Raw genomic sequence first — 10,813 nt, 5'->3', positions numbered from 1 at the left:
TTTCACTCACCTAGACTTTTCAAAACATCTTGAAGTTCTCTCATACCTAAATCTCTCACCTTATGGGCATAAGGATTATCCTTCTGAATTTCCAAAATAACGGGGAGTAAGGAGTTAATTCTATCTAATATCTTACCTATCTCTCTAAAATTAGTAGTCTGTAATTCATCTATTTTATTACCAACTTCCAACTCCTTCTTTAACGTGTTTGAGCTTCGTAACAGACCTAACATGTAGAAATGAGCCAAAACTTGGACTATAGCCATAACTTTGTCATGTTCCTCTGGAGTAGTCAAGACAGGTACTAAACCACACTTTCTCCAAAACTCTATAACCTCTTGTGTTCTCGTGGATTTCTGGGAGGGTATCACAGCTATTCTCTCCCCTACCGGATATAAAATAGGACCAAAAAGAGGATGAGTTGAAATATACTCAAATGAGAACTGTTCAGATAGGGTCTGAAGTGTTCGAAATGTATTAGATTTAGTAGAAAAAATATCCATCACAACTTTTTCTTTAGCATATCTTAAAACACTCTCTGCGTAGTCCAGTCCACTGGGACTAATCGAAAGTATAACATATTCACTCCAGTCCAGTGCACTCTTTTCTTCCATATAGACAAACTTAAATTCATTTGCAAGTCTCTCAGCCTTTCTCTTATCTCTGCCTGTAATTACCACATTATGACCAGAAAGATGAAAGAGAGATGATAAGGATCTTGCCATTCCACCATATCCTATTATTGTGACTCTTCTCTTCTTCGAGTCTTTAACTTGAAACATCTTTGAGTAAGAAACTAGGTTAGTGAGAACAGATGAGACTAAGGATTCTGGAATTCCTAGTCTTCTACCCTTCTCAGTCCAATATTCCTTAACATATTCCTCCCTTTTTTCATCCGTAACGTTAAAACCCATCCTACCTTTAACCTCTCCTATCATAGAAGAAACCTGAAGCCTTTTTGCGATTAAACTTAAAATTTGACTATCTATCTCCTCTATTTCTTTTCTCAACTCTTCTAGTTCATTCATTTCAACAACTCCATTACGGAACTTATTATCGATTTGTAATTTATTCCGTAAAAGTCCAGTAAGTCTCTCTGACTCCTTGCACTCCTTCCAAAACCAGTAGCCCCAACAAACCTCATAGGAACTGGGTATCTCTTAACCACCACCTCAGACACTGCAGAGCCTATGCCTCCATAGATACTGTGCTCCTCAATGGTGACAATCCTTCCTGTTTTTCTGGCATAATATTCTATGGTTTGCTCATCGATTGGTTTTATTGATAACAGGTTAATCACCGACGCACTTATTCCCTTCTTTTCAAGTTCCTCTGCAGCCCTTAATGCGTCCCAGAGAACCACACCTGCACCCATTATTGTAACATCATCTCCTTCTTTAAGGACGTAAGCTTTGCCCAATTTGAAATCATATTCTAAACCATCAGTAATTGATGGTGAATACTCTCTTCCTACTCTATAGTATAACGGTCCTCTTAGTTCTTCCATTATCACGGGAAAACTTCTCTTTATATCTGCTGGGTCTGCAGGTATTATTACCTTCATATTAGGTAATACTCTCATTAATGATATGTCCTCAAGACACTGATGACTTGATCCGTCCCCACTATCACTATACCCTGAATGTGTAACCACGAATTTCACATCCAAGTTCATCCTGGCTACAGCATTCCTAATTTGCTCCCATGCTCTCATTAAAAACATTGCGAAATCCACAACAACTGGTTTAAATCCTGTTGCTGAAAGACCTGCTGCAAAGTCTATCATGTCCTGCTCTGAGATACCAACATTAAAGTACCTATCAGGAAATTTCTCCTTGAAATAGGACGCTCTGCTTGAGTCACCAACATCAGCAGTTATCACTACTATATCCTTTAGCTTCTCTCCCATTTCGACTAGTAATTTGCCGAATGTATCACGCATTGAGTAGATATTTCCTTGCATCATCAGGACTCGACCTCTGTTTTTTGGTATTTTCTATAACTGGGAAACCTTTCCCTCTAACCGTGTTTGCAAATATTACAACTGGTGCTTTAGCCTTTATTGCTTCATCTATTGTAGAGATAAGGCTTATGAAATCATGTCCATCACAATTGAGCACTTTCCAGCCTACTGACCTCCATACGTCAGGTAGAAATTCCTTTGGTTTTACACTACCAGTGGAATCATCTAACTGGAATCCATTAATCTCTACAAACGCAATCAAATTGTCTAATTTTCTTGCAACTGCATGTGTCATTGCCTCCCATATTTGACCTTCATCCTGTTCACCGTCTCCCATAACCACATAAACTCTACCAGATCCTCCTCTCATTTTAATTCCTTGTGCCACACCAATTCCAAAACTTAATCCTTGACCAAGGCTTCCTGTTGACATATCAACACCAGGTATGAACGTCTCTGGATGTCCTTGCAACATTCCTGAGATATCTTGAATTTTCCATAAGTCATCGTCACTGACTAATCCTCTCTCTGACATTATAGCATAAAGTGCTGGAGCTGCATGACCCTTGCTTAATATGAACCAGTCTCTATTTATAGGATCTTTTCCATCCTTCACATATCTATAAAATAGAGTGGTCAATATTTCTATACTACTTAGAGAAGAACCCACATGTATAGTTTGATCGTAGAATAACATTCTTATTACTTTTCTTCTAGCTCTTTCAGCAATTTCCTTTAATTTGTTCAATTCTTCTAGAGATATTGGAATTCCATCACGCTCACCCATTGGCGCAAAATCTAGCCCCCAACAGAATTTATACTACTCAGTTATAAGCTTTATAGTGACTGAGTTAATGGAAAGATATGCTAGACAATTACTTGTATTAGGACTTGGAGTTCAGGAAAAGATAAGCCAACTTAAAGTGGCGATAGTAGGCTGTGGAGCCTTAGGTACTACTATAGCCGAGCTGTTAGCTAGACTTGGTGTAGGAAAAATTAGGCTTATTGACGCTGATATAGTAGAGGTAACTAACCTTCACAGGACTCATTTATTCGAAGAGAGTGATATTGGGAGACCTAAAGCCACTGTATGTGCAGAAAAAATAAGGAAAATTAACTCAGGTATCAAAGTTGAGGTGGTTAATGATATAATAGATTCAAGTAATGCTGAGGAGATACTAAAAGACAGTGATTATATATTTGATGCGCTGGATAATTTGTACTACAGATTCTTGCTAAATGATGTAGCAGTGAAACTGAGAACTCCACTAGTTTACGGTGGAGTAATGGGAGAGTACTCTTCGGTAATGCTGATAGTACCTAAAGAAGGACCCTGTCTAAGATGTTTTATGAACTATGACGAACATGAAAATGAAATAAATGCATGTGAGACTATAGGAACACTTGATACTGTAATTTCCATAACTGCTTCACTTCAGGTTCAGTTAATGTTAAATCACCTGAGAGACCAAGCCGATTTAAACTCTTTGTACTATTTGGACACCAGAGAACTTAGGATAGATAAGGTGAAAATGAGTAAGAACGATAAATGTCCTACATGTTCATTTGAAAGGTTTGACTTTCTAGACGGAAGAATGAGAGAACCTTCATGCGGATTGAATAGACTAGACATAGAAAGTCATGAATTTCTAGTTAGAGACGAAGGAAATGGAAATCTAGTAATTTGTTATCCCAGTGGAAAATGCTTTAAAAAGTCTAATAGATAATCTAGTTGTGGAAAGAAAATTAGTAATAGTAGCGGTTCTGCCTATTGCAGTGATCATTGGGTATGCCCTTATATTCAAAATTGATCTGATCAACGTATTTCTGTCTATGGATCCTATTTTTGTTGGACTTTTCTTCCTTTCTTATATAACACAATGCCTTATATTTGCATATAGAGATTCACTGATTTCTAATGTAAACTTCCTCACTTCCCTTAAAGCTAGATTATTCGGTAATGGAATAAGCCTCATTATTCCTGGAGCTGCAGGACCTGATTTAGCTAGAGCTATATTATACACGAAAAAGGGGATTACTTTAGATAAGGCATTCTCGCTCTCACTAATAGAGTCCTTCTTTGACGTTACAGTGGTTTCAGTTATATTCCTAATATTATTTTGGCTTAGATTTTCTCCCATATTAATTATATTCATTTTCGTCGCTTTATTTAACATAGGAATGTGGATAGCAGGCTTTGGTTACGTTTATGGAACCTCCCACGAAACGTTGAATAAGTTAGAGCAAAAAATATTCACATTTAAGTACATTAAGCCCTTAGAAAGAGCTTATTTAGATAGTAAGGGGCTTATAAAAGACAGACTTTCAGACGTAAAGATGTCATCCCTTTATTCTGCTTTGACCGTCATAGGGTACATATTACAGTCCTTACCATTTTACCTTATATCTAATTCTTATCTTAAATCTGTAATAATAAACATTACTTATCAAGTATCCTTATTAGTACCTATTCCCTCTGCAGCAGGAGCTGCAGAATTAGCCCTTACCGCAATTATCCCACCTAGTCTAGTCTTAATTGTAAGAATACTCGAACTAATAGCTTATTCGTTAGGGCTAATTTTTGTAAATGATATAAAATTCTCGGAATTAAGAGAGAAGGTGAAGGAAGTTTGGAAAGTTTCTTAAACGAGCCTTCAAAAGAGGAGCTCAGAAACCTAGTTAGCGAGATAGTGTCCTCTTCCAAACCTTTATGTATGAAATCGTCTTACACAATTGATTCTCTAATAGCATCATTTCTCTTAGGAAAATACACTGATTCCAGTTTCATGTTAACCTTGAGCTCAGAGTGTCCAGTAAAGTTAGAACAAAACTCAAACGGAGACAGATTAATAAAATTTAAAGATAAAACGTACTTCCTAGGGAGTACATCCTTTTCATCTATATTCCCCTTATCCTCTGAGGACTTACTTCCAATGATTATAGGTATTGTGTCGTCGTTAATAATTGAAAGACGGGAACTTACTAATGTGGAGAAAAGTGTGATCGAAGATATGAAAAACTTAGGAGTTTCAGTAGAGAAGAACCTTAAGATTCCCAACTATAAAAACTTGCCTCTATTCTTCTCCCTTACCATATCCTTTGATCCCTATATACCAGGAATGAGTGGAAACAGGGAAGGCACAATAAAAGCCTTAAAGGAGATAGGAATTAGTGAAACCGAGAGACTAGAGGAAATCAATGAGACAAAGTTAAACACATTACTTTACAAAATAACTAGCAGTGTAATTAAAGTAAATCCGAAATTTTCTAGAAACGACTTAATTACGGACAGGATTTTGTACATGGATTACGATTCACTAGAGCTAGCCTTTTCTGCTATGTATTTCCTTGATCTGAAAGGTGCAGGAGAGCTTTTTCAGGTAGTTATGACACCTAGTTACAGTGAGACCTTAATTACAAGATTCAGAGACGAGATGGCAAGAGGATATAGGATTGATAGTATAGTGGACTTTAATAAGTATTACCTTATAAGTACTGATTTGAAGTCACCGTTACTTGCGTATATTGTCTACTCTCAGCAAGGTAAAGTTAAGAGAGACAAACCAGTCATAATAAAGAATGGAGAAATAATGTATACAAGTAGATATTTTATGCCTTATTCCTCAAAAGAGGGATTGATAAAAGTTGAAAATAAAGATTTCAGTTAAGATTTCAACTGAAGCTAGTAGAATTATTATGAAAAGCTTAGAGGTGGATAACGTAAATTTACCCAGAGATATGCAAATAAATCTTCAGTCTGACAAGGAGAGTTTAATAGTAGAAGTTGAAATGCCTATAAAGGATCCTAAGGATGTTTTGACCCTAAGAAATACCGTTGACGAGATTCTACAACACATTAATGCAATTGAGAAGACATTAAAAGAGGTAGGAAAGAGTAGTAGTTAAGATTTTAAACTTTGTGATATACATCTACATATGCCATTAAGACCAGGAAGATGTTACAGGAAGTTTTCAGGTCCAGCTTATACCAGAAGAGAATATATCCCAGGTATCCCAATGCCTAAGATCACAAAGTTTGTAATGGGAAATATTAATGGAGATTATGATTATGAGTTAAGGCTAATAACTACTGAGAAAGGGCAGATAAGACATAACGCATTAGAGGCTGCACGTGTAATTGCACTAAAGTATTTATCAAAGAAATTAGCCTCTGAACAGAACTTTGCTTTAGTTGTAACTAAATACCCACATCATGTAATAAGGGAAAACAAAATGATGGCTTTCGCAGGAGCAGATAGATTGCAAGATGGTATGAGACTATCATTTGGGAAGCCGATAGGTACAGCTGCAAGGCTAGAGAAGTTGGGAGAGCTTGTGATGTATGTAAGAGTGAAGAAGGAACACTTAGAGGCTGCAAAAGAAGCCCTGAAAATAGCCTCATCGAAGTTGCCTATTAGAACTAAAATCGAGATATCAGCTCTAAATAAAGAGGCAGCAGCTCAGTGAGTTATGATTTTGAAGTAGATAAGATAATTGAAGAAATACGTAAAAGAAGTGCTAAGAAAGTTCTACTTCAATTCCCTGAAGGTATAAAACCTTTTTCTATAGGTCTTCTGGAAAAATTAAGAGAAACAGCAAAGGATATAGAGTTCATAATCTCCTCAGATGCTAGCTGGGGAGCTTGCGATGTCGCAGAAGATGAGGCTAGAACACTAGGAGTAGACTTAATTGTACATTTTGGACATACTCCTTATACTTGGTATTACCCTAAATTTCCAACATTATTCATTGAATTGAGAAGTAAGTTAAATGTAGAGGAAGAGCAAATAGAGAAACTTATTCAATACATTAATGAGAAGTATAATCCAAGAACGGTTTCGTTATCGTCTACAATCCAACATTCTCACCTACTTCCAAAAATTAAGGAGAGAATGCAGTCACAGTTTAACGTTATTATAGGTAAGCCCTCTTCTCCATTCATGCACGATGGGCAGATACTAGGTTGCGATTATAAGGCAGTAGTGAACTCGAGCGCAGATGTTTATGTAAACGTTTCAGGAGGATTGTTTCATGCCTTAGGTGTAGGTCTAACGACAAGGAAACCAATAGTCAAATTAGATCCTTATACAGGTAAAAATGAAGATCTCACAAATGAAATTTATAAGATTCTCAAGATCAGATACGGAAAAATAATGAAAGCCTTAGACTCGAGAAACTGGGCTATAATTCAGGGAGTTAAGACGGGACAAAACAGACCTTTAATGGTGAAATATATTCAGAAGAAGCTGGAGGAAAAGGGGTATAAGGTTTTCGTAATAACTAATAGAAGTCTTAGTATTGATGCCCTCAGAAATATAGATAACCCTGAGATAGATAGTTTCATAGTTACCTCTTGCCCTAGACTGCCTATAGATGATCTTTTTGAATATGAAAAGCCCGTTCTCACACCAGGAGAAGCAAAAATGATAATTTTTAGTAAGTTGGATGAGTATATATTTCCGTGGTGAAGAAGCTTGAAGAATCAAGGAGAATTGCTTTTGCCAGGAGAGGAATTGAGTGTAATTGAGGAATTCACAACAGGTGAGGGAACTTACGAATTTAATGGTACCGTTTACTCAAGCGTTGTAGGTAAAGCTTTCTATGATATGATAAACAGGAAAGTTAACTCCATTGGATTCAAGAAACCGGGTATTCTATCATTAAAGAAAAGTAAATATGTTCTTGGAATAGTGGTAGGAATTAAAGAGGATTCAGCTATAATTAACATTCAGAGTTTAGAGGATAAGTCATTAGTAACTACTCTAAGCGGTTACATACACATCTCACAAATATCAAGCAAGTATCTTAACACTATTTCAGATGCTATGAGAGTTGGTGATATCATAAGAGCTAAACCAATAAACTACATTATTCCAGTTCCTTTAACGATCAAACAGAGAGACTTAGGAGTGATCTCTGCTAAGTGCTCCATCTGTGGAAGTCCCTTACAAAGGCAAGACGAAGAACATTTAAAATGCCCAGACTGTGGAAATATTGAGACAAGAAAACTAGCATTTACGGTGAAGAAAGGTGGAAATTAAAGTAATAAAAGAAGAACAAAATTATTTAGAATTACAAATAGACGGAGAGGAACATACATTAGGCAACTTACTTAAGGGAATGCTTTTGAAAGTGCCAGGAGTGAAATTTGCTGCCTATTCCTTGCCTCATCCACTTATAACTAGCATAACGATTAAGATCTTGACCGATGGAAGCATATCAGCAAGGGAGGCATTAATTAAAGCAATAGAGCTGGCTGAAAACTACTCAAATCTATTCATAGATGAAGTGAAAAAGATTTGAAGAAAGAAACAAGGAGAGCAGTTATCGTTAATCAGGATGATCTCTACGCTTTATGCATATTTAGAGGAAAGATACTTGAAAAAATAATATTTGAAGAAGACGAGAATAAGCTTAAAGAAAGCTTTGAAAAATCCTCAGTGCGAGATGAAGTAAAGATCTTTGTAGATAGTGGAGAGGAAAAAGATACATGCATAACGATAGTTAAAGCTATAAAAAGAAAAGTAAATAAACTCGTTAGCACTTAAACTATTATTATGCCCGGTGAGACGTCATGAAGTTCTGTCCAAAATGTGGGTCTATGATGATGCCTAGGAGAGAGAATGGTAAAACCGTATATAAATGCTCAAAATGTGGATACATAGACACGGAGAATCAGAAAGAAGCCAAGATCACAACTGTAATTAAACATTCTGCAAAGGAAAAGACACTTGTGTTAGAAAGTGATATGCCAAAAACTGGAGTACAATTAACTAGAGGAATATCCTGTCCTTCTTGCGGAAATGATGAAGCATACTTTTGGATACTACAAACCAGGAGTGCTGATGAACCAGCTACGAGATTTTATAAATGTACTAAGTGCGGTAAGGTATGGCGTGAATATGAATAGTAAGGAGAGAAAAATATTTTAATCATATCTAGGAAATGAATTCTGGTAATTGGACCCGTAGCTCAGCCAGGACAGAGCGCCGGCCTTCTAGTCGGCGCTGAGAAGTTAGCCGGTGGTCCCGGGTTCAAATCCCGGCGGGTCCGCTGTACCCAATATATTATCTCTTGTGTTCTTACCTTGTGAATATATAGAGATTTTAAGATTCTTTTTATGACAACTTAAATTAAAGAAAAAGAGTAAGCCAGAACTTTAGTTACATCCCCCTACTCAATAAAAGATTAATTAAACTAAAACAACGTCATAAATAGGCTTAAGGTGGTCAAATATTGAAAGGACTAAAAGCAAACCTTGTTAGAAATCAAAACTCATTTCCTTTCCGTAAGTATACAGGCGGTACTAATAGACCCGACTGTCATTAGCAACATTCCTAAATAAGGGGGAAACTCTGGTGATGCGATCCTTATAATACCTAATAATCCGCTTACGAAAACAAATACACCTAGTAATACCACTATTATAGATACCGATGCTTTAACAAGTTTATCCATTATTTTTATTCCCCTCTTAAGAATTTACTTAAATCTCAATCTTTTTAAATTTTACCATTTTAAAATCATCTATCTACTTTTACTTTAATTTTATAATAAGAGGAACCGTTACTTCACCAAAATTATTTTTAACTCAGAAATTAATAATAAGCTATGGTAGACGAGGAGAAAGTAATAGAAGAAGTATTAAGGAAATATAAAAATATTGCAACTATAGGATTTTCCAAGGATCCATCTAAGCCCGCTCATGAAGTTCCCAGATTCTTAATAAACAAAGGATACAACGTAATTCCAATAAACCCTACTGTTAATGAGATACTTGGAAGAAAAAGCTACAAATCAATTCTTGATGTACCAGAGCAAATAGAAGTCGTCGAAGTGTTTAGACCTTCAAGTGAGGTTCCGAAAATAGTTGATGAAGTACTAGAGAGAGTAAAGAGGAAAGGGGATGTTAAGGTAATATGGTTACAAGAAGGGATCAGACACGATGAAGCAGCTGAGAGGGCTAGGAAAGCAGGTTTGGTGGTTATTCAGGATAGATGTATGTATAAGGAATATGTCAGGAAAATAGGCACCTAAAATCAAATTTTATTTGATTTATTATTTTTTCGAACTTTCATGTAAAATCAATTATTAACATTCTTGAGTTTAGAATTAGATACGGAAAAGTTTGGATTAGATATTTAAAGTATTTCAATATATGAAGACTCGTGAATGTATCAGTTATTGCAGCAGCTATAGGTATAATACTTTCGATATCAATTGCAGCTCTAGTTATATACATAACTACACCATCAGAATTTAAGCTGCAGACTGCAACAAATTACTATACAACCACAATTAGAAGCCAAAATATAACACAAACTGCAGAGAAGCCTAATGTGGTCAGACCTTATATAATTCAATTAAATGACACTAAAATTAACACTAATAACACACTGAGTTTGCTAGGTCTAATTGCAAATACTAGTATTTTACAAAAACTGAACTCTAGCCTATATCTTGGGCTCACCGAGGAATATGAAACGAATAATATGAGCCCATTAAATTCTAGTTTACTTTTCTACACTTATCCTAATATTATAGTTGCACACCCTGACTCTGTAGCTTATTTTTACTTATACTGCCAGTGCTCCAACAATAATACATTGATATATACATATAATATGACAGGATGGGTCGAAGTCGTTAACGACCATTATTTAGGCATGAAGGGAGACATGCAAATCTACAATGTAACTCTTAAAATACTTAACGTAAAGCCCGTAACTATTATTCTACTCCCTGTCTATGACGTGTATAGCTATCAAGTACAATACATAACACTCATAATAACACCTAAAGGCTAAAAAGAAGATGATGAAAAATATATGTTCTTACATTATTTGAACT

16 protein-coding genes and 1 tRNA gene are annotated in these 10,813 nt (G+C 35.9%); 13 read left to right on the top strand and 4 right to left on the bottom strand.

Annotation, left to right across the window (positions count from 1 at the left end):
* Positions 1-2: 2 nt before the first annotated feature.
* The 3 genes from SUSAZ_00920 to SUSAZ_00910 are packed head-to-tail and all read right to left on the bottom strand — an operon-like array spanning position 3 to position 2,750.
* Entirely contained in the window at positions 3-1,028 is a 1,026-nt protein-coding gene (locus tag SUSAZ_00920) for a chorismate mutase (protein AHC50692.1), read from the bottom strand.
* A complete protein-coding gene (locus SUSAZ_00915) occupies positions 1,025-1,966 on the bottom strand; it encodes a transketolase (protein ID AHC50691.1) in 942 nt (313 codons plus the stop codon). The genes SUSAZ_00920 and SUSAZ_00915 overlap by 4 nt, the downstream gene beginning before the upstream one ends.
* Positions 1,935-2,750: a transketolase gene (locus SUSAZ_00910; protein AHC50690.1), complete on the bottom strand. Its 816-nt coding sequence runs from the start codon at positions 2,748-2,750 to the stop codon at positions 1,935-1,937. The genes SUSAZ_00915 and SUSAZ_00910 overlap by 32 nt, the downstream gene beginning before the upstream one ends.
* A 67-nt stretch (positions 2,751-2,817) precedes the next feature.
* Between SUSAZ_00910 and SUSAZ_00905 the strand changes: the two genes are divergently transcribed.
* The 11 genes from SUSAZ_00905 to SUSAZ_00855 all read left to right on the top strand — a co-directional run bounded on the left by SUSAZ_00905 (position 2,818) and on the right by SUSAZ_00855 (position 9,016).
* Complete coding sequence (locus tag SUSAZ_00905) at positions 2,818-3,690, top strand: thiamine biosynthesis protein ThiF (GenBank protein AHC50689.1); 873 nt, start codon at positions 2,818-2,820, stop codon at positions 3,688-3,690.
* Positions 3,691-3,697: 7 nt separating this feature from the next.
* Positions 3,698-4,609, top strand: a complete 912-nt coding sequence (locus tag SUSAZ_00900; protein ID AHC50688.1) for a hypothetical protein — start codon at positions 3,698-3,700, stop codon at positions 4,607-4,609.
* Positions 4,594-5,631, top strand: coding sequence for a single-stranded DNA exonuclease (locus tag SUSAZ_00895; protein ID AHC50687.1), 1,038 nt, complete (start codon positions 4,594-4,596; stop codon positions 5,629-5,631). Before SUSAZ_00900 ends, SUSAZ_00895 begins: the two co-directional genes overlap by 16 nt.
* On the top strand, positions 5,609-5,869 hold the full coding sequence (locus SUSAZ_00890) for a hypothetical protein (protein AHC50686.1): 261 nt from the start codon (positions 5,609-5,611) through the stop codon (positions 5,867-5,869). The genes SUSAZ_00895 and SUSAZ_00890 overlap by 23 nt, the downstream gene beginning before the upstream one ends.
* A gap of 30 nt (positions 5,870-5,899) precedes the next feature.
* Positions 5,900-6,430 carry a 50S ribosomal protein L16 gene (locus SUSAZ_00885; GenBank protein ID AHC50685.1) on the top strand — a complete coding sequence of 177 codons (531 nt, stop codon included), beginning with the start codon at positions 5,900-5,902 and terminating at the stop codon, positions 6,428-6,430.
* The gene (locus SUSAZ_00880; protein AHC50684.1) at positions 6,427-7,431 is read left to right on the top strand and encodes a dihydrofolate reductase; all 1,005 of its coding nucleotides are present in this window, start codon (positions 6,427-6,429) and stop codon (positions 7,429-7,431) included. Before SUSAZ_00885 ends, SUSAZ_00880 begins: the two co-directional genes overlap by 4 nt.
* Positions 7,432-7,437: 6 nt before the next feature.
* Positions 7,438-8,004 (top strand): RNA-binding protein, encoded by a 567-nt coding sequence (locus SUSAZ_00875; GenBank protein AHC50683.1) that lies wholly within the window; start codon positions 7,438-7,440, stop codon positions 8,002-8,004.
* Positions 7,994-8,266 (top strand): DNA-directed RNA polymerase subunit L, encoded by a 273-nt coding sequence (locus SUSAZ_00870; protein ID AHC50682.1) that lies wholly within the window; start codon positions 7,994-7,996, stop codon positions 8,264-8,266. The genes SUSAZ_00875 and SUSAZ_00870 overlap by 11 nt, the downstream gene beginning before the upstream one ends.
* Positions 8,263-8,511: a hypothetical protein gene (locus SUSAZ_00865; protein ID AHC52399.1), complete on the top strand. Its 249-nt coding sequence runs from the start codon at positions 8,263-8,265 to the stop codon at positions 8,509-8,511. The genes SUSAZ_00870 and SUSAZ_00865 overlap by 4 nt, the downstream gene beginning before the upstream one ends.
* A gap of 26 nt (positions 8,512-8,537) precedes the next feature.
* Positions 8,538-8,873: a DNA-directed RNA polymerase subunit M gene (locus SUSAZ_00860; GenBank protein ID AHC50681.1), complete on the top strand. Its 336-nt coding sequence runs from the start codon at positions 8,538-8,540 to the stop codon at positions 8,871-8,873.
* Between the two features lie 51 nt (positions 8,874-8,924).
* Positions 8,925-9,016: transfer RNA gene (locus tag SUSAZ_00855), tRNA-Arg, on the top strand.
* A gap of 222 nt (positions 9,017-9,238) precedes the next feature.
* On the opposite strand, the gene SUSAZ_00850 is transcribed toward SUSAZ_00855, so the two are convergent.
* Positions 9,239-9,421, bottom strand: coding sequence for a hypothetical protein (locus SUSAZ_00850; protein AHC52398.1), 183 nt, complete (start codon positions 9,419-9,421; stop codon positions 9,239-9,241).
* A 153-nt stretch (positions 9,422-9,574) separates the two neighbouring features.
* Between SUSAZ_00850 and SUSAZ_00845 the strand changes: the two genes are divergently transcribed.
* Positions 9,575-10,000: a CoA-binding protein gene (locus tag SUSAZ_00845; GenBank protein ID AHC50680.1), complete on the top strand. Its 426-nt coding sequence runs from the start codon at positions 9,575-9,577 to the stop codon at positions 9,998-10,000.
* Positions 10,001-10,131: 131 nt separating this feature from the next.
* Positions 10,132-10,770, top strand: coding sequence for a hypothetical protein (locus tag SUSAZ_00840; GenBank protein ID AHC52397.1), 639 nt, complete (start codon positions 10,132-10,134; stop codon positions 10,768-10,770).
* Positions 10,771-10,813: the final 43 nt, after the last annotated feature.

The organism is Sulfolobus acidocaldarius SUSAZ (assembly GCA_000508305.1).
Classification (GTDB): Archaea; Thermoproteota; Thermoprotei_A; order Sulfolobales; family Sulfolobaceae; genus Sulfolobus; species Sulfolobus acidocaldarius_A.
This window is presented reverse-complemented; position numbering and strand designations above follow the sequence as displayed.

Excerpts from the sequence above, each read along its gene's own strand:
- SUSAZ_00920 (AHC50692.1), bottom strand. The coding sequence starts at position 1,028 with ATGAATGAACTAGAAGAGTTGAGAAAAGAAATAGAGGAGATAGATAGT.
- SUSAZ_00885 (AHC50685.1), top strand. The coding sequence starts at position 5,900 with ATGCCATTAAGACCAGGAAGATGTTACAGGAAGTTTTCAGGTCCAGCT.
- SUSAZ_00910 (AHC50690.1), bottom strand. The coding sequence starts at position 2,750 with ATGGGTGAGCGTGATGGAATTCCAATATCTCTAGAAGAATTGAACAAA.
- SUSAZ_00905 (AHC50689.1), top strand. The coding sequence starts at position 2,818 with ATGGAAAGATATGCTAGACAATTACTTGTATTAGGACTTGGAGTTCAG.
- SUSAZ_00860 (AHC50681.1), top strand. The coding sequence starts at position 8,538 with ATGAAGTTCTGTCCAAAATGTGGGTCTATGATGATGCCTAGGAGAGAG.
- SUSAZ_00845 (AHC50680.1), top strand. The coding sequence starts at position 9,575 with ATGGTAGACGAGGAGAAAGTAATAGAAGAAGTATTAAGGAAATATAAA.
- SUSAZ_00850 (AHC52398.1), bottom strand. The coding sequence starts at position 9,421 with ATGGATAAACTTGTTAAAGCATCGGTATCTATAATAGTGGTATTACTA.
- SUSAZ_00915 (AHC50691.1), bottom strand. The coding sequence starts at position 1,966 with ATGATGCAAGGAAATATCTACTCAATGCGTGATACATTCGGCAAATTA.